Source organism: Halopiger thermotolerans (genome assembly GCF_054654555.1).
This window is the reverse complement of the sequence record NZ_BAAIEU010000001.1, coordinates 401,393-420,761: the sequence shown is the minus strand read 5'-3', so window position 1 is coordinate 420,761 and position 19,369 is coordinate 401,393. Positions and strand designations below refer to the sequence as shown.

At 67.4% G+C, this 19,369-nt stretch carries 21 protein-coding genes; 11 read left to right on the top strand and 10 right to left on the bottom strand.

Going from position 1 to position 19,369, the window contains the following annotated elements; genetic code table 11:
* The first annotated feature begins 169 nt into the window (after window positions 1-169).
* Both ACYQ26_RS02165 and ACYQ26_RS02160 read left to right on the top strand, forming a co-directional pair.
* Window positions 170-1,246 carry a stage II sporulation protein M gene (locus ACYQ26_RS02165; protein WP_459806647.1) on the top strand — a complete coding sequence of 359 codons (1,077 nt, stop codon included), beginning with the start codon at window positions 170-172 and terminating at the stop codon, window positions 1,244-1,246.
* 11 nt (window positions 1,247-1,257) lie between these two features.
* Window positions 1,258-1,611: a DUF8000 family membrane protein gene (locus ACYQ26_RS02160; protein ID WP_459806646.1), complete on the top strand. Its 354-nt coding sequence runs from the start codon at window positions 1,258-1,260 to the stop codon at window positions 1,609-1,611.
* A 26-nt stretch (window positions 1,612-1,637) separates the two neighbouring features.
* Here ACYQ26_RS02160 and ACYQ26_RS02155 read toward each other — a convergent pair whose 3' ends face one another.
* Window positions 1,638-2,081: a DUF8057 family protein gene (locus ACYQ26_RS02155; RefSeq protein ID WP_459806645.1), complete on the bottom strand. Its 444-nt coding sequence runs from the start codon at window positions 2,079-2,081 to the stop codon at window positions 1,638-1,640.
* Between the two features lie 8 nt (window positions 2,082-2,089).
* Window positions 2,090-2,800: an RAD55 family ATPase gene (locus tag ACYQ26_RS02150; protein WP_459806644.1), complete on the bottom strand. Its 711-nt coding sequence runs from the start codon at window positions 2,798-2,800 to the stop codon at window positions 2,090-2,092.
* Window positions 2,801-2,992: 192 nt separating this feature from the next.
* On the opposite strand from ACYQ26_RS02150, the gene hisG reads away from it, so the two are divergent.
* Together hisG and ACYQ26_RS02140 are read left to right on the top strand one after the other, a co-directional pair.
* Window positions 2,993-3,853: an ATP phosphoribosyltransferase gene (gene hisG, locus ACYQ26_RS02145; RefSeq protein ID WP_459806643.1), complete on the top strand. Its 861-nt coding sequence runs from the start codon at window positions 2,993-2,995 to the stop codon at window positions 3,851-3,853.
* A gap of 164 nt (window positions 3,854-4,017) precedes the next feature.
* The gene (locus ACYQ26_RS02140; RefSeq protein WP_459806642.1) at window positions 4,018-4,242 is read left to right on the top strand and encodes a MarR family transcriptional regulator; all 225 of its coding nucleotides are present in this window, start codon (window positions 4,018-4,020) and stop codon (window positions 4,240-4,242) included.
* Window positions 4,243-4,250: 8 nt separating this feature from the next.
* Here the strand turns inward: ACYQ26_RS02140 and ACYQ26_RS02135 are convergent, their stop codons facing one another.
* Window positions 4,251-5,282, bottom strand: coding sequence for a potassium channel family protein (locus ACYQ26_RS02135; RefSeq protein WP_459806641.1), 1,032 nt, complete (start codon window positions 5,280-5,282; stop codon window positions 4,251-4,253).
* Between the two features lie 217 nt (window positions 5,283-5,499).
* Window positions 5,500-6,060 (bottom strand): TATA-box-binding protein, encoded by a 561-nt coding sequence (locus ACYQ26_RS02130; protein WP_004267580.1) that lies wholly within the window; start codon window positions 6,058-6,060, stop codon window positions 5,500-5,502.
* A 193-nt stretch (window positions 6,061-6,253) separates the two neighbouring features.
* Between ACYQ26_RS02130 and ACYQ26_RS02125 the strand changes: the two genes are divergently transcribed.
* Together ACYQ26_RS02125 and ACYQ26_RS02120 are read left to right on the top strand one after the other, a co-directional pair.
* Entirely contained in the window at window positions 6,254-7,339 is a 1,086-nt protein-coding gene (locus tag ACYQ26_RS02125; protein WP_459806640.1) for a TIGR01177 family methyltransferase, read from the top strand.
* Between the two features lie 207 nt (window positions 7,340-7,546).
* On the top strand, window positions 7,547-8,569 hold the full coding sequence (locus tag ACYQ26_RS02120; RefSeq protein ID WP_459806639.1) for a hypothetical protein: 1,023 nt from the start codon (window positions 7,547-7,549) through the stop codon (window positions 8,567-8,569).
* Between the two features lie 19 nt (window positions 8,570-8,588).
* On the opposite strand, the gene ACYQ26_RS02115 is transcribed toward ACYQ26_RS02120, so the two are convergent.
* Window positions 8,589-9,026: an acyl-CoA thioesterase gene (locus ACYQ26_RS02115; protein WP_459806638.1), complete on the bottom strand. Its 438-nt coding sequence runs from the start codon at window positions 9,024-9,026 to the stop codon at window positions 8,589-8,591.
* 87 nt (window positions 9,027-9,113) lie between these two features.
* Here ACYQ26_RS02115 and ACYQ26_RS02110 point away from each other — a divergent pair, with 87 nt between their 5' ends.
* Window positions 9,114-9,707, top strand: coding sequence for a hypothetical protein (locus ACYQ26_RS02110; protein WP_459806637.1), 594 nt, complete (start codon window positions 9,114-9,116; stop codon window positions 9,705-9,707).
* Between the two features lie 92 nt (window positions 9,708-9,799).
* Here the strand turns inward: ACYQ26_RS02110 and ACYQ26_RS02105 are convergent, their stop codons facing one another.
* Window positions 9,800-10,804, bottom strand: a complete 1,005-nt coding sequence (locus ACYQ26_RS02105) for an AAA family ATPase (protein ID WP_459806636.1) — start codon at window positions 10,802-10,804, stop codon at window positions 9,800-9,802.
* A gap of 74 nt (window positions 10,805-10,878) precedes the next feature.
* Window positions 10,879-12,105, bottom strand: coding sequence for a DUF7282 domain-containing protein (locus ACYQ26_RS02100; protein ID WP_459806635.1), 1,227 nt, complete (start codon window positions 12,103-12,105; stop codon window positions 10,879-10,881).
* Window positions 12,106-12,377: 272 nt separating this feature from the next.
* Here ACYQ26_RS02100 and rnz point away from each other — a divergent pair, with 272 nt between their 5' ends.
* Window positions 12,378-13,313, top strand: coding sequence for a ribonuclease Z (gene rnz, locus ACYQ26_RS02095; RefSeq protein ID WP_459806634.1), 936 nt, complete (start codon window positions 12,378-12,380; stop codon window positions 13,311-13,313).
* Window positions 13,314-13,332: 19 nt separating this feature from the next.
* On the opposite strand, the gene ACYQ26_RS02090 is transcribed toward rnz, so the two are convergent.
* On the bottom strand, window positions 13,333-14,307 hold the full coding sequence (locus tag ACYQ26_RS02090) for an aldo/keto reductase (RefSeq protein WP_459806633.1): 975 nt from the start codon (window positions 14,305-14,307) through the stop codon (window positions 13,333-13,335).
* A gap of 171 nt (window positions 14,308-14,478) precedes the next feature.
* Between ACYQ26_RS02090 and ACYQ26_RS02085 the strand changes: the two genes are divergently transcribed.
* Window positions 14,479-16,452: a DUF460 domain-containing protein gene (locus ACYQ26_RS02085; protein WP_459806632.1), complete on the top strand. Its 1,974-nt coding sequence runs from the start codon at window positions 14,479-14,481 to the stop codon at window positions 16,450-16,452.
* Between the two features lie 65 nt (window positions 16,453-16,517).
* Here the strand turns inward: ACYQ26_RS02085 and ACYQ26_RS02080 are convergent, their stop codons facing one another.
* Window positions 16,518-16,772: a DUF8015 family protein gene (locus ACYQ26_RS02080; RefSeq protein WP_459806630.1), complete on the bottom strand. Its 255-nt coding sequence runs from the start codon at window positions 16,770-16,772 to the stop codon at window positions 16,518-16,520.
* A gap of 73 nt (window positions 16,773-16,845) precedes the next feature.
* On the bottom strand, window positions 16,846-17,025 hold the full coding sequence (locus tag ACYQ26_RS02075; RefSeq protein ID WP_013878774.1) for a DUF7470 family protein: 180 nt from the start codon (window positions 17,023-17,025) through the stop codon (window positions 16,846-16,848).
* Between the two features lie 173 nt (window positions 17,026-17,198).
* Here ACYQ26_RS02075 and eif1A point away from each other — a divergent pair, with 173 nt between their 5' ends.
* Together eif1A and ACYQ26_RS02065 are read left to right on the top strand one after the other, a co-directional pair.
* Complete coding sequence (gene eif1A, locus ACYQ26_RS02070) at window positions 17,199-17,489, top strand: translation initiation factor eIF-1A (protein ID WP_013878773.1); 291 nt, start codon at window positions 17,199-17,201, stop codon at window positions 17,487-17,489.
* Window positions 17,490-17,942: 453 nt separating this feature from the next.
* Entirely contained in the window at window positions 17,943-19,304 is a 1,362-nt protein-coding gene (locus ACYQ26_RS02065) for a S8 family peptidase (RefSeq protein WP_459806629.1), read from the top strand.
* The last annotated feature ends 65 nt before the right edge of the window (window positions 19,305-19,369 follow it).

Genomic DNA, 19,369 nt, shown 5'->3' with positions numbered 1-19,369 from the left:
GTTTCGCCCCGCCGGGCCTTATAGTGTCGATTCCCGGGTCGATCGGTGCGGGCCTCGAGCGGCCGCGGCCGGTCGCCCCGCCACCGTTTCGACTGGAGCGGCCTTCGAGCGGTTTGCGGCCCGGCAAACGGTCGGCGGATTTATCTTCTATTTTGCACAACACGACGGCATGAACGGACCCGAGGACGGCGCGATCGGCGACGGCTCCGGTCGCGGTTCCGACGGCGATGCGGAGGCGGACGGAGACGGTGACGGGGGATTCGAATTTGGACCCGAGCGTCGCGCCGTTTCCGACGAGCGGGACGGCGTCGGTACGGATCGCACGTCGCCCGACGAGGACGCGGGGACCGCCGCCGACGAACGTCCGACGACGGCGCCGTCGGGCGCGGACCCCGGCGCTGCACCGGCCGCCTCGAGCTCCGGGGCCGAACCGGATCCGGCCACCGTCCGCACCTGGTCGTCCCTGCTGCTGGCGCTCGCACTGGCGGCGTTCGGAACGGCGGCGGTCATCGTCGCGACCCGCGGCGAACCGACTCCCGCCGCCGGTTCGGGCGTACTCGGCCTCGTCTTTGGCGCCGTCGGGCTCGCCGCGCGATCCGGGCGGACGCGGCTTGTCGCCGCCCTGGCCGCCGGCTGGGACGAGTACCGCCGCTCCGTCTGGTTCGCGACCGGCCTGTTCGCGCTCGGCACCGTCGGCGGCATCGCGCTGCTGCTCGCCGGCTACGACCTGCTCGAGATGCTCACCGAACTGTTCGAGGAGGGGCTGTTCCCCGAACTCGAGGACGAGACGGGCGCGTTCGAACCCACGGCGACCTTTTTCGTCATGAACAACTCGCGCGTCTACGTGCTGTCGATCGTCGGCGCGCTGTCCGTCGGCCTGTTCACAGCGTTCGTGATGCTCTTTAACGGCGTCATCATCGGCAACATCGGCGCCTCGATCGGCCAGAGCATCGGCATCGACTACATCCTCGTCGGGCTGGCACCGCACGGTATCTTCGAACTCCCCGCGCTGTTTATCGCCGCCGGCGTCGGCTTCCGGATCGTCTACCGGTTCGGGGAGCGACTCATCGGCTCCCGGGACGCCTTCTTCACGAAGGCGTACCTCGCGCGCACCGCCGCCGTGATCGCCTTCGGCTGGCTGCTGCTGGTGCTGGCGGCGTTCGTCGAGGCTTACGTGACGACGACGCTCTTGGAGTTCCTGTTCGCCGATCGACTCGCAGGGGCCGGCGGGACGACGATCCCGTAATTTTCGCACGTATGGAGAAGACGGTCAAAATATCGGGCAAATCGATCGTGTACCTTCTCTACGCGGTCACGCTGAGCATGCTCGTACTGTTCCTCGTTTCGATGGTCGGAACCGACCGTCCCGCCAGGGTCCCGGTAGCCGTCTTTTTTGCGTTCGTGGTACTCGCAATGGTCGTCGGCCTGTGGCGATGGAAGACCGGGAGGGACGGAGACCACCTCGGTACGGCCGGCGACCTCGTGTACGATCCGCTCGCCCCCGGGCAAATGGCGAAAGAACGATGGCTGCAGTCGGTTCGCCGGCTTCCCGGTGCGGACCTCGAGGGCGACGAGGTGAACGAGAACGACGGCGAAGACGGGTCGGAGTGATCGCTCGGCGGTCCGTCCCGAGCGGTCTACGGTTGGTCTCGCTCGAGAAAGCTCGGCCGCCGGACGCGCTCGGTGCTGTCGTCCGGCAGCGTATCGATCCGATACCCCTGCAGGGAGGTCGGGAGGCCGCTGCGGTCGCCGTCTTCCTCGTCATCTTCGTCCGATTCCGGATCGCCGTGTGGTGCGACCAACGGCGTGAGGTCGGTGAGTTCGTCGGCTAAGCGTTTTCGGAGCTGTTGGCCGTCGTCGACCTCCGGGTCGAGTTGCCGGACGCGCTGCCGTCCCTTTCGGTACGCCAGGTCGAGGAACCGGCGATCGTAGGCCGTCTCGACCGCGTCGGCGAGTCGCTCGCGTTCGTCGGGGTGGCCCTCGCCGAGCGCCTCGGCGACGCCGAGCGCGAACGCGCGGTGCAGCGCCTCCTCGCGGTCCTCGAGGGTGTCCCAGTTGGTGCCGAAGGTTCGTTCGTACATCGTTGTGGTCAGGACTGGATCTTCTCGTTCGGGTGGACCCGGAGGCCGCGATCCGTGAACTCGAGTGGACGGATGTCGCAGTCGATCTCGGTGCCACGCATCTTGATGAGCTGGAGTCCGCGGGTCATCCCGCCCGACTCGAGGTAGTTGTGCATGAAAACGACGCCGTGGGCGAGGTAGTGGCCGTCCGAGTAGGAGGTCGGATCGGTCATCTCGGAGACGACGAGCACCGTCGCGTCGGCGCGCTTGAGCTTCGTCAGGAACGTGACTAGTTCGTCGACCGCCTCGGAGAAGTAGTACTCGAGCAGCATCGTCGAGTCGACGACGACCCGGTCGACGCCGTTCGATTCGACGTAGGAAACGAGCTTGTTCGCGAGGTTCTCCACGTTGTCGGGCCCCTCGCTGCCGCCGCGCGAGGACGAGGAGAGGAATCGCTTCGTCTCGCTCGAGAAGACGTCCATGAACTTCATCTGCCCCGAGTTGACGGCCTGATCGAAGCCGAACTGGAACGACGACATGTCCGCGACGAGTTCCCGCTCGGACTCGTGCATGCTCACGTACAGTCCCGTCTCGCCGTTAAAGGCGCCCTTGGCGAGAAACTGGGCGCAAAACGTCGTCTTCCCGCTCCCCGGCGGGCCGCTCACGACGTAGAGGCGATCCCGCAACAGCCCGCCGTCGACTAACTCGTCGAACCCCGGGACTCCCGTGGAGAGTCGCATCGTTAAATCCAGTGCAGTCTGTGAATAAATAGGTTCCGCAGAACTGTAATTCCGAGAACTCGTCTCATTGAATCCGACGTTTCAGCCGAGTATCCAATTCCCTCTCAGAGTTCGCGTCGAGTCGCCGGCCGACCGATCGGCCCCTCGCCGGGATGAAAAGACAGTTCCCGACCGCCCTCGAAGGTGCGGCTAATGCGAATCGCCGTTCCCAACAAGGGCCGCCTGCACGAGCCGACGATCGACCTCCTAGAGCGGGCGGGACTGCACCTCGAGAACGGTGCCGACCGCAAACTCTACGCCGACACCGTCGACCCCGACGTCTCCGTCCTCTTCGCCCGCGCGGCGGACATCCCGGAGTACGTCGCCGACGGTGCGGCCGACCTCGGCATCACGGGCTACGATCAGGTCCGGGAGGCCCGCGTCGACAACGTCGACGAACTGCTCGACCTCGAGTTCGGCCGCTGTCGCCTCGTCCTCGCCGCGCCCGAAGACGGCGACATCGAGTCGGTCGCCGACCTCGAGGGCGGCACCGTCGCCACGGAGTTCCCGAACATCACGGCCGACTTCTTCGCCGACGCCGGCGTCGATCCCGACATCGTCGAGGTCTCGGGCGCGACGGAACTCACCCCGCACGTCGAGATGGCCGACGCCATCGTCGACATCACCAGCACCGGCACGACGCTGAAGATGAACCGGCTGGCCGTCGTCGAGGAGGTCCTGGCCAGTTCGGTCCGACTGTTCGGCCGCGAGGACGTCCTCGAGGAGCCGAAGGTCGAGGAGGTCCGGACGGCGCTGGCCTCGGTCAAGCAGGCCGAAGGGAAGCGGTACCTGATGATGAACGTTCCCGAGGATCGGCTCGAGGCCGTCCGCGACGTGATTCCGGGCATGGGCGGGCCGACGGTGATGGACATCGCCGACGAGAACGGCGAGACGGGGAAGGTCGCCGTCCACGCGGTCGTCGACGAACGCGACGTCTTCGAGACGATCACCGAGGTGAAGAAGGCGGGCGCGAGCGACATCCTCGTGACCGAGATCGAGCGGTTGGTCGAGTAGGCTGAGGTCGAGCGGTTGGTCGAGTAGGGCGGAGCGACCGGTCGAGTATCGGACTGAGCCACCGCCGCTCGCTGACGACGCGCAGTATCGTCGGCTCGGCGTATCGCGTTCTCGTGCGGCAAAACTACTATACCGACCGATGATGTGTTAATCGTTATCACGCCATGACCGGCTGTTCGGATCGAGCGCTGCTCGCGCTCCTCGAGGAGCGCGGACCGATACGCGTTACACGCCTCGCGGCGGCACTCGACGCGCATCCGCTGACCGTCACCCAGTACTGTGACGACCTTCGGGCCGACGGCTACGTTCGACGGATCTCGAGCGACGTGTACGTGATCACCGAGGACGGCCGGTCGTATCTGACGGCACTGGACGACTCCCAGTCGTGACCCCCGACTCAGTCCTCGTTCTCGTTCTCGTCCTCGTCGCGATCGACCGGCGGCCAGTGCCAGGCGTCGGCGTTCACGATCGCCTGTAGCTTCCGACGGCGTTCGGTGAGGTCCGCGAGCGCGTCGGCGAACTCCTGGTCCGATACGGTCGGAATGTCGTCCTCGCGAACCCGATCGAGGTCGGGGGCGGGCGGTACCTCGTCCGCGGGATCGATGAAGGCCGTATCGAGCGTGTCGAGGTAGCTCTGGACGCTCGAGCGGGCGTCCTCGACGAGCGTCGGGTTCGGTCCTTCGTCGTCGGGGATACCGTGCCGATAGATCGTCAGCGCCTCGTCGAGGATGGGGACGGCCATCGCCGACGCGCGTTTCTCGCGCTCGCTGTGGTAGTAGTGGAGGATGGGGTAGGACCTGTGCTGGTCCGCGAGCAGGGAGAGATCCGACGAGAGCGACTCGAGGGGGAGCTCGACGCCGCGGAACCGCTCGTCGTCGCCGGACCAGCTCGCCCGGACGAACGCCTCGCTCCGTTCGCCGAGGCCGGTGACGTCGCTGGCGAACGACCGCTTCTCGGAAACCGCACCGATCACTGCGACGATGTAGGAAATCCCGAGCGTGACGAAGGCCATGCCGGTCGCCGTCGTGAACGAACTGGCGATCTCCCAGACGTCCCTCGTCGGCGTGTAGTCGCCGTTACCGTCGGTGAACATCGTGTACGCGACGTAGTAGAACCGGCCCGGCCAGTCAGCGGGCACGCCGGTTCGCGTGCTGAGCAGCGAGACCGGACTGCTGGCGAACACGAACGTCCAGCCGAGCCACAGCAGCCCGATCCACATCGCGAGGGTCAACGTGAGGATGAGCGGCCCGGCCAGGCTGAGCACCCGCGACTGATCGCTACTGACGCGTCGTAGCCCCTGCCAGACGATCGTCGTCAGTCGGGACGAGAGCGGCCCGGAGCCGCCGTCGACCCAGAGCGTCGTCCAGATGATGTCCACGATCGCCGCGACGAGCAGTGCGAATCCCGCGAGGAGGAACAGCGGTTGCATTTCCCTTCCGTCGCCGTACGCCGGGCGGGTCCGTCAACGGTCGGCCGGCGAGACGAGGGACCCGTCGGAATGGAGAGCAATCGGCCGCGCGGGCGAGTCGGTCGCGTCGAGAAACGAGGGGCTCGAGGCGTCCCGTCGACGGGGAATCGAGCGGCGACCGGTATTCGTATCGACGGCGTCGACACTCGAGCGTCGCGAACGAACGCCGGAGACGGCGTTACTCGAGCAGGCCGAGGTCCTCGAGTCGGGAGACGATCTTGTCGACGGCGTGTTCGGCGTCCTCGGGCTTCTTGCCGCCGGTGATGACGAGCTTGCCCGACCCGAACAGCAGGGCGACGACCTCGGGGTCGTCGAGGCGGTAGACCAGCCCCGGGAACTGCTCGGGCTCGTACTCGATGTTCTCGAGGCCGAGGCCGATGGCGATCGCGTTCAGGTTGAGGTTGCGGCCCAGGTCGGCCGACGTGACGATGTTCTGAACGACGATCTCGGGGTCCTCGTTGACCTGAATCTGGAGCTCGCGGAGCTTGTCGAAGACGATGCGCAGGCTCTCGTGAACGTCGTCGGTGCTCTTCGCGCCGGTACAGACGATCTTCCCCGATCGGAAGATCAGTGCGGCGGATTTGGGGTTTTGGGTTCGGTAGACCAGCCCGGGGAACTGCTCGGGGTCGTAGTCGGCCCCCTCGAGGTCCATCGCGACGCTCTGGAGGTCGAGTTCCTGGCCGATACCGGTCGACGCCACCACGTTTTCGATGTTGATGGTGTCCTTCGGATCCGTCATTAGTCGCTTAAAAAGACGTATTTAAGGCTTATAAAGGTTGGTGCCGCCGCATGATATATCCGGTTCGTTCGACGGTCACCGAACCGAATACGTTCCGCAGGCGGCCGCTCGCGCCGTTTTGTCAGCACCGCGATGAACGCGACGGTTCGCCCGAAGCGGTAGGCTCATACTCGCCCCGCGGCGATAGCCGTCCGTGTACCTGCTCGAGCTCGGCGGCGAGGACGACGCGTTCGCGGCCTGCGAGGCGACAAGCGCCGCGACCGGCGTGCGACGGGTCGCGCCGGGCCTCGCCGTCGCGCGCGGGATCGCTCCCGAGCGCGTCCGCGGCCTCGCGTACACCCACCGCGCGAGCGAACTGATCGGCCGGACCGACGCCGACGTCGAGAGCGCCCGCGCGCTGCTCGAGGCGGCCTCGATCGACCGGGACCGCGACGCGACGGTCGCGGTGCGGGCGACCGACGTCCACGGCTCGACCGGTATCAGCACTGAGCAGGCCGAACGGGAACTCGGTCAGGTCCTGGTCGATCGCGGCTTCTCGGTGGATCTCGAGGCCCCCGATCACCTGCTGCGGGTCGCGTTTTCCGAGGGGCGACTCGAGGGCGCGGCTGACGCCGTGGACGATTCCGCGGCGCGCGACGAATCCGACGCTCGAGGCGGCGACCGCGTCTCGGTCTGTGCCCTCGGCTGGCTCGCGGCCGAGAGCGTCCGCGATTTCGGGACTCGCGCGCCGACGGACAAACCCTTCTTCCAGCCCGGCAGCATGGACCCGCTGCTGGCCCGCGCGGTCGCAAACGTCGCGGGCGCGCGCCCCGGGCGCACGATACTGGATCCCATGTGCGGCACCGGCGGCGTCCTCGTCGAGGCCGGCCTCGTCGGGGCGGACGTGATCGGCACCGACGCCCAGCGGAAGATGGCCGAAGGGGCCCGCGAGAACCTCGCGCACTTCCTCGACGCGGACGAGCCCTCGCCGACCGGCGTCGACCGCGGCGCGTGGCACGTGGGCCGCGGCGACGCCACCCGGCTCCCGCTCGCGGACGACGCGGTCGACGGCGTGGTCTTCGACGCGCCCTACGGCCGCCAGTCGAAGATCGACACCCACCGCCTCGAGGACTTAGTCGCCGGCGCGCTCGCCGAGGCCTGCCGCGTCGGCTCGCGGGCCGTCGTCGTCGCCGACCGGTCGTGGACGAGCGAGGCTCGGGAAGCCGGCTGGGAACTCGCGGCGTCGTTCGAGCGGCGCGTCCACCGGTCGCTGACGCGGTACGTGCTGGTGCTCGAGTAGCCGGCTGGGAACTCGCGGCGTCGTTCGAGCGGCGCGTCCACCGGTCGCTGACGCGGTACGTGCTGGTGCTCGAGTAGCGATAAGGTATTGCGGTTTGCTGAGATCGCTGAATGAGAGCGTCTATTCGGCGGCAATTGGGGTGCGAATTCTATACGGTATGTATACGACGACAGTGGGGATTTGTGCCTCGCGAACGAATGAGGCAGTGTGAACCAGACCGACACCAGCGTACGATCCGGATCGGAGTCAGCGGTCGATACCGCGCGGGCGACGGCGAGCAGCGGCCGCGAATACGTCTCGAGGGCGGCGTCCTTTCTCCAGCGCGCCGTCGAATCGGGCGCAGTGACGGCACTCATCGGCGGGGCAGGCCTCCTCGGCGGTATTCGTGCGCTCCTGGCCGGCGAGCACGAGCGCGGCCTCGCCGGCCTCGTCTTGGGAGCCGGGTTCATCGGAGCGGCGCTCGACCAGCGGCGGTCCCGCAGCCGCGGCGCGGAGTCCAACGTCGCGCAAACCGACGTGGTAGACACCCGGCCCGACGTCGGTGCGGTCGCCGACGAGGCCGGCGGCGTCGGAGCGACCGACCGCGCTGCCGGCGATGCGGCCGCGGACGTCGCGGACACGTCACCGGACGTCGAGGACGCGGGATCGGGGCTCGAGTCCGAATCCGAAGCCGACGCCGAGTCGGAATCGGTCGATCGGCGCGAAATCGCCGACACCGGCGTCGACGCCGAGGATCTCGCGGAGGCGACCGGGCGCGAAACGGCGGATGCCGGTGGCGTGGAAGGGACGGGCGACCAGACGACGGCCGAAGAGGGCACCGGCGTCGGCGATCTCCCCGAGACCGAGGAGATCGATCGGCTGGGCGAGGCCGCCTTCGACAGGCAGAGCCGGGAGGTCCCGGCGCCGCAGCGGGCGTTCAACCAGGGCTTTCTGGCTCACTCGACCGAGGCGTTCTGGGGGATCCGCGACCGCGACGACGGGGTGTTGGTCTCGCTGAACTACGACGGTCTCGCGGGCCGCGACGGAGTGCGGTACGTCGCCAGCAGCGAGATCGGCGAGGACGCCCGCGAGCTACCGATCCCCGACACCGTCCTCGACCATTGGGACGAGGTGTTCGGCGGCGGCACCGCCGTCAACGGCGGCGATGGTATTCTGTTCGTTACGACGGACGAGCTCGCATCCGACGGCCTGCTCCGCGTCCTCCCCGCGGAGTGGGCCGAGGACCTGTAACGGACCGATTCGATCGGCTTCAGTAATCGGCCTCGAGCGCGCGCTCCCGAAGCGCCGCTCCCTCGTCGCTCTCGACCGTTAGGTCGGGGACCGGGACGGGGTCGCCGTCGCCGTCGATCGCGACGAAGGTGAACGAGGACGCGGTCGTCTTCTCGGTCTCGCCGCTGCGCGGTTCCTCGCGCCAGGCCCGCAGCGCCACGTGGACGCTGGTTCGGCCCTCGTCGTAGACGTACGCCTCGACGAGCGCCGTGTCGCCGATCCGGATCGGCCGCTCGAAGTTCAGTTGGTTCACCCGCGCAGTGACGCAGGTCTCGCCGGCGAAGCGCATCGCCGACATCGCGCCGACCTCGTCGAGCCACTTCATCAGGTTGCCGCCGTGGAGCGACTCGTTGTTGTTCGCGTGGTTCGGCTGGACACGAAAACGGTTCGTGATGCGAGTCTCGAGGACGCTCGGCATGCGGAGGTGTTCGCACGACTGCGTGAAGAAAACGGCCCCGACGTGTGGATCGAATGACCTTTTCGGACGGCACCCGGAGGCGGTCGTATGGCTCGAGACGCGCAGATTCCCGACCCTCCTCGGTGGGCCCGCCTCCTCTGCTACGGGCTCGTCGCCGCGATCGTCTTCGGACTCGCGTTCCGGACGCTCGCGGACGCGATGTCGATTCGGGAGGCGGTTCGGGGGCTCAGTGGGATCGCCGTCCTCTGTCTGTGGCTCGGCTACGCGTACGTCTCGAAAACCCGCTGGCGAGATCGCTACGCCCGGGACGGGCTGGCCTTGTTAGCCTGTCTGGCGATCACCGCGGCGGCGCTGTCCCTGTTGACCCCCGCCGGCGAGCGGTGGCTGGACCCCGAACTGGCGATCACCTTCACCGTCGGACTCCTGTTCGCGCTCGCGCTCGTTCTTTCCCGGTACGTCTCCCTCTCGAGGCGCGCGTTCGGCGTCTTCGTGCCGACCGCGGGCGTCGGCATCGTCGGCCTCGGACTAGCGGGGTACGGCGCCGGCGCGCTGGGATGGCTCGAGACGATCGTCACCGGCGGTTTCTGCCTCATCATCGGACTTCTGTACGTCTGCAGGCCGGCTGCGATGGCGCGGCTCGAGAGCCGATATCAGGTGACGGCGGACTCGCCGAATTCGTGAGTGCCGCTTCGTCCTGGCTATCCGACTCACTCGATTATACTTGTACTGCGCTCGAGAAACATGGGCCCGATACGATTAGCACGATGCGTCGATCAAGCGTCCCGCCCTAACTCCGCCAGCAGGTGCGAGACGTGGATCCGGTCGCTCGTCCCCTCGTGAAGTTCGAACTCGACGTCGGCCGCGAGCCGGTGGACACGAGCGAGCTTCTCCCCCTGGTACCGCTTGCGGGCGATCCGCAGGATCTCGTCGAGTACCTCCTCGCCGTCCAGCCCCTCGTCGACGAGCAGGTCGTCGAGCGCGCTCCGAGCGTCGGTAAACTCGCCGGCCTCGGCGTCGTCGAGCATCGATTCGATCTCGTCGTCCAGTCCGACCTCGCCGAGCGTCTCGTAGGCCGCGTTCATCGTCAGTTCGCCCGCATCCTCGACGGTCGTCTGCGCGCCCAGGATCGCCTGCCGGAGGTTGCCGTCCGCGTAGTTCGCGACGAACTCGAGGCCGTCATCGTCGTATTCGACGTCCTCGGCCTCGAGGATGCGCTCTAAGACAGCGACGGTCTCGTCGGTCGTCGGCGACCGGACGGAGACGGGGAAACACCGCGAGCGGATCGGCGGGATCAGCTTGGTGGGCTGTCGGGTGGCGACGATGAACTGGGTCGTCCGGTGGTGTTGCTCCATGATCCGGCGCAGGGCCTGCTGGAAGTCCTCGCGGACGTCCTCGGCGTTGTCCAGCAGGATCGTCTTGTAGTCGCCCGAGACCGACGAGTAGCTCGCCGACTCCTTGAGCACGCGGTTGATCATGTCGCGCTTGGACATCGAGGAGCGGCCGACGAGGAACTGCGCGAACCGGGGATCGTTCTTGATCTCGGTCTTCGTCCGGCCGAAGAAGTCGGCGACGTTGATCTCGATCAGGTCGTTGTCCGGGTCCGCGTGGGCCTCGCGAGCGAGCGCCCGCGCCGCCGCCGTTTTCCCGCTGCCGGGCGGTCCCTGCAGCAGGAGGTTGATCGGTTCGTCGACGGCCCGCTCGAGGTACTCGCGGACGTCGTCCTGCGGTAACTCCGCCAGCTCGGGAGCGTGCGTATCGGTCCACAGCGGCGCGTCCATCGACAGCCGGTAGGAGCGGCGCGGGTAAGAATCGGTCGATTGTTCGATCCGCCGGTCGCGGTCGTGCGGTTCGGTTACCCGCCGGCCGGTTCGACGCTCACGACGCCGCCGTCTGCCGACTGGTTGCGGGCGTCGGCTTCGGCGTCGCTTTCGTTCCCAGCGGCGCCGTCGCCGCCGTCGCCCGTCGGCTCGACCTCCCCGTCCGCCAGCGTAAACGTCGTCTCGACGGGCTCGCCGCCGCGCTCGATCGGCGTCGCCGAGGCGTTGTCGGCGGGGTCGCCCTCGTAGAGGACGGCGACGAGTTCCTCGTCGGCGTCGACGGACTCCTCGAGGGAGACGGTGACGTTCTCGTGTTCGCCCGGCGTGAGGACGGCGCTCGTGCCGACGAAACTGCGGTTTTCGGCGTCGTCGCCAGTGGCGTTGTCGGCCGGGTCCTCGACGGCCACGAATCCGTCCGCGGGGATCGCGACGTCGACGGTCACCTCGCGGGCGCTCTCGTTCGTGTTCGTCACGTTGACGGCCGGCTCCGTGTGGAACTCGAAGTCGATCTCCTCGAGCTTCCCGTCGGCGTCGGTATAGACGCCGAGGGTGTGTTCGCCGGGAGAGACCTCGCTGCCGTCGATCTGGAAGGTCACGTTCCGGGTCTCCTCGGCCTCGAGTTCCAGGAGCTGGCGCTCGAGCACGGCCCCGTCGAGGCGGACCTCGACGTTCTGTTGGGTGGTGAACTCGGTCGGGTTCCGAATCTCCGCGGTGACCTCGACCGTCTCGTTGGTCGTCGCCGACGCCGGCGCGTCGACGGACTCGACGACGAAGGAGTTGCTCAGCCCCTGCTTCTCGGGGGTCGTCACCGTGGCGGTGTCGCTGACCGGGAACCCGTCCTCGAGGTAAGGGCGATCTTCCTCGCCGTCGCTTTCCGCGTACGTGTACGTCTCGTCGTCGTCGGTGTCCCGGTGGGCCGTCGCCGTCAGCTGGCCGACGAGCTCTCGATTCGCGCCCTCCTCGCGTTCCACGGTGACGTTCTCGTGGCTCCCCTCACTCAGGTAGTCGGAGACGGCGATGGGCTCCGCGCCGCCGTCGGTGATGACGACGAAGCCGCCCTCCGAGAGCGTGACCGAGTCGATCGTGACGCTCGACCCGTTGCCCTGTTGGTCCTTGAACGTGATCGACGCCTCCGGATTCTCCTCGACGCCAAAGAGGGTCGGAGCCTGCCCGACGAGTATCCCCGCGGCGAGCACGACCGTGATCGCGATCAAAATTGCAACGATACGCTTGATCGTGCCGAATGTCGATCTCGAACTCATTGTGACTCTGGCCCCGACGGTCCCGTCGGACGGCGGATCGCAGTAGTCGGCGATTAGTGGCGCATCGATGTAAACATTGACTTCGTCTGCCGATCGTGCACCGGCGCGGTTGCGCGCACCGATCGACGACTACCGACGGCCGACCACGGCTGCGGACCGTCGACCGATGACGCCGCGCGTCCGATCGGATCAGCGCCGCGAACGCGTCCGACGGCGTCGTTCCGATTCGAAATTCGAAGCCGGTATACTTGTCCCGGCCCGATACCGAGCCGATGCCACTGCGCGTGACGTTTCTGGGGACGGCCGGGGCGATTCCGACGACCGAGCGGAATCCGAGCGGGATCTTCGTCTCCCGCGAGGGCGAGGAGTTGCTGTTCGACGCCGGCGAGGGCACCCAGCGCCAGATGATGCGCTTCGGGACCGGCTTTTCAGTCTCGCACCTGTTCGTCACGCACCTCCACGGCGATCACGTCCTCGGGATTCCGGGGCTGCTCCAGACGATGGACTTCAACGACCGCGAGGAGCCCCTGGCGATCCACACGCCACGCGGCACGCGACGGAAACTCGAGTCGCTCGTGAACGCCCTCGACAACGACCCCGCGTTTCCGGTGCGGATCAACGAGGTCGGCGACGGCGACGTCGCCTACCGCGCCGACGAGTACGAGGTCCGCGCGTTCGGCACCGACCACGACGCCCGGTCGGTCGGCTACGCCCTCGTCGAGGACGACCGCAAGGGCCGGTTCGACCGTGACCGCGCCGAGGAACTCGGCGTCCCGGTCGGCCCGAAGTTCTCCGAACTCCACGAGGGCAACCCCGTCGAGCTCGAGGACGGCACCGTCGTCGAACCCGAGCAGGTCGTCGGCGATCCGCGGCCGGGCCGGACGATCGTCTACACGGGCGACACCCGACCGACGGCGGCGACGATCGAGGTCGCCGACGAGCCGGACCTGCTGATCCACGACGCGACCTTCGCCGAGGATCGGGCCGACCGCGCGGCGAAGACGGCCCACGCGACGGCCCGACAGGCCGCCGAGATCGCCAACCGGGCCGGTGCGAAGCGGCTGGCGCTGATGCACCTGTCCTCGCGGTACGCGGGGTACACGGACGATCACCTCGCGGAGGCCCGCGAGGTGTTCGACGGCGAGGTCTTCGTCCCCGAAGACGGCCAGAAACTCGAGATTCCGTATCCGGACGCGGACGAGGAGTGAGCCGATCGAGGTGGCGGCGCTACTCGTGGCCGTACACCGGCACCGGCTCGTACGGTTCCTCGAGATAGTCGATATCGGAGTCCGAGAGGTCGATCTCGAGCGCCTCGACGGCCTCCTCTAAGTGCTCGACGCTCGAGGTGCCGACGATCGGCGCGGTCACGTTGTCGTTCTGGAAGTGCCAGGCCAGCGCGATCTGGGCCATCGTGGCGCCCTTCTCGTCGGCCAGTTCCTGCACTCGTTCGTTGATCGCCTCGCTGCCCGGGAACTCGTGGTAGGGGACGCCGGCCTCCTCGACCTCGTGCTCGCCGCGGGTCGTCGTCTGGAACTCCTCGTGGGGTCGCGCGAGGTAGCCCGCCCCGAGCGGGCTCCACGGAATCGTCCCGACGTCGTATTTCTCGCAAACGGGATACATCTCCCGCTCCTCCTCGCGGTAGGCGAGGTGGTAGAGGTTCTGCATCGTCTCGAACGGCGCCAGCCCCTCCCGTTCGCTCACGCGGCGGGCCTCGAGGAACTGGTGGGCCCACATCGACGAGGCGCCGATGTGGCGCACCTGTCCGCGCCGAACGGCGTCGTCTAACGCCCGCAGCGTCGTCTCGATCGGCGTGTCGTAATCCCAGCGGTGAATCTGGTAGAGGTCCAGGGTGTCCATCCCCAGCCGATCCAGAGAGTGCTCGAGTTCCTGCTCGATGGTCTTTCTCGAGAGCCCGGTCGCGTTGCGGTGATCCTTCTCGCCGCTGAACCGGACCTTGGAGGCGACGACCATCTCGTCGCGGTCGTAGTCGGCGAGTACGTCGCCCAGAATCTCCTCGCTCTCGCCCGCCGAGTAGACGTTGGCCGTGTCGAAGAAGTTGATTCCCAGATCGATCGCCCGCTCGATGAGCTCGCGGCTCTCCTCGCGGTCTAACATCCAGTCGCGGTCGGTGCCGAAGCTCATGCAGCCGAGACAGATCTTGCTCACTTCCATCCCGGTCGAGCCGAGTGTGGTATACTCCATGGGAACACGTGACTCGGGGCTCGTCAAATAGCCACGGGCAGCGGCAGAACAATCTGTTGGACCCGCGGAACCTCGAGCTCTCGAGGGCCGAATCGACGCCCCGAACCGCGAGAGCGAATCGCTGTTACCGCCCGCCATGGGTTTATATTCGGGGATTGCCTAACGGTATCCGTGAGCACCCGAACGAGTGCGCTCGATGCAGTCGTCTTCGGAGTCGACGTGCAAAGCGGCGACGTGCGGGGCGACGCGCCCTCCTACGCACTGGTTAGGTACGACGGCGAGGAGGTCCGCCGCGACGTCGTCTCCCACCGCAAACTCCGGCGACTGATCGACGACGAGGAGCCGGCGATCGTCGCGACGGACAACATGTACGAGCTGGCCGCCGACAAGGACCAGCTCATCCACTTTCTGGGTTCGCTGCCCTCCGGAACCAAGCTCGTCCAGGTGACCGGGGCCGAGCAGCCCGAACCCCTCTCCCGCGTCGCGAAGCGCCACGGGATCCCCTACGGCAAGCAGCCAATGAAAGAGGCCGAGGCCGCGGCCCGGCTGGCTGCCCACAACGTCGGCTACGAGGTGTCGGCCTTCACCGACACCACCGAGGTCAAGGTCTCGAGGGGCCGCTCGACCGGCAGCGGCGGCTGGAGCGAGGACCGCTACACCCGCCGCATCCACGGCTCCGTCAAGCGCCGGGCCCGCGAGGTCGAGTCCGAACTCGAGGACGCCAACCTCGCGTACGAGACCGAGACCCGCGAGGCCTACGGCGGCTACGCGAACGCCGTCTTCACCGTCGAAGCGAAACCGAGCGAGATCCCCGTCTCCCGCAATCGCTCGGGCGACGTTCGCGTCGAAATCGAGCGGGAGCGCCGGGACGGCATCGAGTTCCGCCCGCTCGCCAAGCGCCGGGACCACGTCATCGTCGGGATCGATCCCGGCACGACGACCGCCGTCGCCATCGTCGGCCTCGAGGGCGAGGTGCTGGACGTCTGGAGCTCCCGGACCAGCGACACCGCCGAGGTAATCGAGTGGATCGTCGAACGGGGTCGGCCGATCGTCGTCGCGGCCGACGTGACGCCGATGCCCGAAACGGTGGAAAAATTCCGCCGGAGCTTCGACGCCGCGGGCTGGACCCCCGAGACCGACCTCCCCGTCGACGAGAAGCAACACCGGACCCGCGACCACCCCTACGAGAACGACCACCAGCGCGACGCCATGGCGGCCGCACTCTACGCCTTCGACGCCCACGAGGACCAGTTCGACCGGATCGCCCGGAAGCTTCCGCCGGGAGTCGACCGCGGCGAGGTGACCGCCCGCGTCGTCGCCGGCGAGGAGAGCGTCGAAGCCGTCCTCGCGGACCTCGAGGACGACGACGACGGCGACGAGGAGACGACCGAGCACCAGCCCCGCGAACTCACCGAGGAGGAAAAGCGCATCAAGGACCTCAAGCGGCAGGTCGAGCGCCTCCAGTCCCACGTCGACACCTTAGAGGACCGCCTCGAGGAGAAAGACGACCGCATCGACGACCTCGAGTCCGAACTCGAGGCCGCCCGCCGCGAGGAGCGCAAGGAGGTTCGGAAGGACCGCGAGGTGACCCGCTACCGGCGCAAGGCCGAGCGCTTAGAGTACGAGCGCGACGAGGCGCTCGAGGAGGTCGAACAGTTAGAGAAGAAAGTCGAGCGGATGAAGGCCCTCTGGAAGCTCGATCACTCGAACTTCAGCGACGTCTCGGCGAAGAAGGAGGGGCTCGTCCCGGTGAAGGTCGTCGAGAAGTTCACCAAGGGCGCCATCCGCGAGGCCAACGAGCAGTACGGCATCGCGGCCGGCGACGTCGTCTACCTCCGGGATGCAAGCGGCGCGGGTCGCTCGACGGCCGAACTGCTCGCGGAGTTCGAGCCCCGCGTCATCCTAAAGGAGGGCGGCCTCTCCGACATCGCCGACGAGATCCTCTTCGACGAGGAGATCCCGGTCGGCCCCGCCGACGACGTCGCCATGCAGGAGGTCGACGAACTCGCCGTCGCCCGCGAGGACGACGTCGAGGCCGTCATCGACGACTGGCACGAGCGCGCTCGTGACCGCCGCCTCGACCGAAAGGCAGAGATGGTCGATCAACTCATCAGCGAGCACCGGGCCGGCAACAACGAGGTGTGAATCCGCGTTACTCGAGTTTTTGCTCAGTAGTTTCGTGACCCGTGACCCGCCGTCTCGAGTCGCGCTCAGTCCGCCGACTCCGTCGGCGAGAGCACCTGCGGCACCTCCTCGACGTCGACTTCCTCGGTCAGGTCCCCGGGGTCGTCGACCGGCCCGTTAACGAACAGCGCGTGCCCGATGAAGGCCAGCGCCACGAGCCCGAGCGCGGCGATCGAGAACTCGATCGCGATCGGCGTGGCGTAGCCGATCAGTACTCCGACGGCGAGACTACCGCCGATACAGCCCAACACGAGATCGTAGTAGTGCAGCGAATAGCCCATACCGGGAAAAGCCGATTCGGCGACAAAACGGTAAGGGATGCGATCGCGCAGTCACCGGCCGGAACGGCCCGAGTTAGAACATCCCGAAGCTCTGGAGCATGCCCGACACCAGCGACTTCACGACCAGGCCGAGTCCGACGAGCACGAGCGCCATCCCCGCGGCGATGATCGGGTTCGCGTACGCAATGAGTCCGATGCCGCCGAGCAACACCACGACGCCGACGATCCCGAGGGGACCGATCTTGTCGATCATACGCAGGAGTGGTCAGGGGACGGAAATAAACGGCGCGGTTTGCCGACTGCTCGAGCGGTCGGTCTCCCTCCGCAGCCGACGCCGATCGCTCCCGCGCTCGTCCCCGCCGCGTAGGGCGGTCCCGACGCGGAAATCGATAAAGGGTTAAACGCCTCCAACGCGAATTTGGCCGTATGAGTGACGACGGCGACGGCGGTCGCAAGAACCTCCGGATGCCAGAGGACGACGAGGTCTTCGCGACCGTCACGGACATGCTCGGGGCGAATCGGGTGAAAGTACGCTGTGCCGACGGGCAAGAGCGCACCGCGCGCATCCCCGGCAAGATGCAAAAGCGCATCTGGATCCGCGAGGACGACGTCGTCCTCGTCGAACCCTGGGACTGGCAGGACGAGAAGGCCGACATCACCTGGCGCTACGAGAAAAGCGAAGCCGACCAGCTGCGGGAAGAAGGTCACATCCAGTAAGCACGACGTTTTGCGCTGTCGTTCGAGAGAGCGACCCGCTCTCGTGATGACGAAAGACGCCTTTGGCGTCTTTCGAACCACGGGCGCGACTTTGCCGTGCCCTCGGCAAAAATTCGAGTAAAAACGACGGAAGACGTTCCCGCTCACGCCGTTCACGGGTTCGACTTCCGTGCCTTCGTTCGCTTTGCTCACGAAGACACTCCTCCTTCCGTTCACTCGTTCTACCGTTCACATCAGTCGTTGGTCCGCTCGCCGAGGGTACGCCGGTGGCTCGTTTCGTCGGCTGCTGGCGCTATCTTCCGCTCCGTATGTCAGTAGCCTGCCCTTCCCCGACTCGAGCGCTCCTCGCAGCGCTCGAAGCGCCCTCGCGGCCAGCGTCCGTATCTAACGGATAGCTGTCACAAACGAGGGCAGCACAGAAAGCTTATCTCGTCCGTTTACCTTCCGGAATCCATGACTTTCAGTCGTCGGCAGCTGCTGCAGCGCGTCGGCGCCGGCGTCGCGACTGGGGTGCTCGGGACGACGGCCTCGAGATCCGCGTCGGCGTCGCCGACCGCTTCGGACGCCCGCAGGGTGTTCGTCCACCCGCAGGACGGCCTTCTCGGCGACCTGCTCGATGTCATCGACTCCGTCGGCGGGACGACGGTCCTCGAGTACGACAACTTCGACTTCGTCGTCGCGGAGGTCCCCGAGAACCGGCTGGACGACCTCCTTTCCGCAACCGGCGTCGCGACCGTCGAGGAGGACGACGAGACGGGGATTCCCGACGGCTGGGATCCCTCGCTGCTCGATCTCTTACTGCCGCCGGACAGGGCGGACTGTTCGACCCACCCGGACCAGCGGGCGTCGTGGGGCCACGAGCGAATCGGCGCCGACGACGTCGAGCCGGACGGAACGGGCGTCGACGTCGGCATCCTCGATACGGGCATCCAGACCGACCACTGTAGCCTCTCGGTCGCAGGCGGCCGGAACTTCACGGCGTCCGGCCCGCCCGGCGACTACGAGGACCGCCACGGACACGGGACTCACGTCGCCGGCATCGCCGGTGCGCTGGATAACGATCGCGGCGTGGTGGGAACCGCCCCGAACGCCGACCTCTATGCGGTAAAGGTGCTCGACGACGAGGGCCGGGGCCGGTACAGCGAACTGATCGCCGGGATCGACTGGTGCATGTCGAACGACGTCGAGCTCATCTCGATGAGCCTCGGCGGCGAGACCGAGAGCGACACGCTCGCAGAGGCGATCGAGAGCGCCCACGAGGAGGGGCACCTCCTGCTCTCCGCGGCCGGAAACGAGGGACACTCGGGCGACGGCGCCTGCGACGCGGAGACGATGACCTATCCGGCGACCCACGAGGACGTCCTCGCGGTCGCCGCGACGGACGAGGACGACTCGCTGGCGTCCTACAGCAGCGTCGGCGCCGCCGTCGACCTGCTGGCACCGGGGACGAACATCGTCTCGAGCGTCGTCGACAACGAGTACGCCGAGGCGAGCGGGACGAGCATGGCCTGTCCGTTCGTCACCGGCGTCGCCGCGTTAGTCTGGGCGGAGCGAGACGAGGGCGGACCCGGTCCGAACGAGGCGGTCCGGCGGACGCTCACCGAGACGGCGGAGCCGGTCCTCGAGACCTGCGAATACGGGCACGGACTCGTCGACGCCCGCGCGGCGCTCGCGGCGGAGGGTGCGGTCGACGACGAACCCGATCGCGGCGCGGATCGGGACGGTGACCGCGCCGGGAGTCGACTCGAGGCGGCGCTCGAGTGGCTCGCCGAGACGATCCAGGAGTTCCTCGAGTGGCTCCGCGGATTGCGCTGAGGACGTCGACGGCCACGTACTCGCCGTCGAATCGACGGTACAGCCGAGCTTGCCTGCTATACCTG

Coding starts and splice junctions, on each gene's coding strand:
- ACYQ26_RS02165 (WP_459806647.1), top strand. CDS start 170: ATGAACGGACCCGAGGACGGCGCGATCGGCGACGGCTCCGGTCGCGGT.
- eif1A (WP_013878773.1), top strand. CDS start 17,199: ATGAGTGACGACGGCGACGGCGGTCGCAAGAACCTCCGGATGCCAGAG.
- ACYQ26_RS02130 (WP_004267580.1), bottom strand. CDS start 6,060: ATGACGGATCCGAAGGACACCATCAACATCGAAAACGTGGTGGCGTCG.
- ACYQ26_RS02140 (WP_459806642.1), top strand. CDS start 4,018: ATGACCGGCTGTTCGGATCGAGCGCTGCTCGCGCTCCTCGAGGAGCGC.
- ACYQ26_RS02160 (WP_459806646.1), top strand. CDS start 1,258: ATGGAGAAGACGGTCAAAATATCGGGCAAATCGATCGTGTACCTTCTC.
- rnz (WP_459806634.1), top strand. CDS start 12,378: ATGCCACTGCGCGTGACGTTTCTGGGGACGGCCGGGGCGATTCCGACG.
- hisG (WP_459806643.1), top strand. CDS start 2,993: ATGCGAATCGCCGTTCCCAACAAGGGCCGCCTGCACGAGCCGACGATC.
- ACYQ26_RS02075 (WP_013878774.1), bottom strand. CDS start 17,025: ATGATCGACAAGATCGGTCCCCTCGGGATCGTCGGCGTCGTGGTGTTG.
- ACYQ26_RS02065 (WP_459806629.1), top strand. CDS start 17,943: ATGACTTTCAGTCGTCGGCAGCTGCTGCAGCGCGTCGGCGCCGGCGTC.
- ACYQ26_RS02090 (WP_459806633.1), bottom strand. CDS start 14,307: ATGGAGTATACCACACTCGGCTCGACCGGGATGGAAGTGAGCAAGATC.
- ACYQ26_RS02100 (WP_459806635.1), bottom strand. CDS start 12,105: ATGAGTTCGAGATCGACATTCGGCACGATCAAGCGTATCGTTGCAATT.
- ACYQ26_RS02080 (WP_459806630.1), bottom strand. CDS start 16,772: ATGGGCTATTCGCTGCACTACTACGATCTCGTGTTGGGCTGTATCGGC.
- ACYQ26_RS02150 (WP_459806644.1), bottom strand. CDS start 2,800: ATGCGACTCTCCACGGGAGTCCCGGGGTTCGACGAGTTAGTCGACGGC.
- ACYQ26_RS02110 (WP_459806637.1), top strand. CDS start 9,114: ATGGCTCGAGACGCGCAGATTCCCGACCCTCCTCGGTGGGCCCGCCTC.
- ACYQ26_RS02105 (WP_459806636.1), bottom strand. CDS start 10,804: ATGGACGCGCCGCTGTGGACCGATACGCACGCTCCCGAGCTGGCGGAG.
- ACYQ26_RS02135 (WP_459806641.1), bottom strand. CDS start 5,282: ATGCAACCGCTGTTCCTCCTCGCGGGATTCGCACTGCTCGTCGCGGCG.
- ACYQ26_RS02155 (WP_459806645.1), bottom strand. CDS start 2,081: ATGTACGAACGAACCTTCGGCACCAACTGGGACACCCTCGAGGACCGC.
- ACYQ26_RS02115 (WP_459806638.1), bottom strand. CDS start 9,026: ATGCCGAGCGTCCTCGAGACTCGCATCACGAACCGTTTTCGTGTCCAG.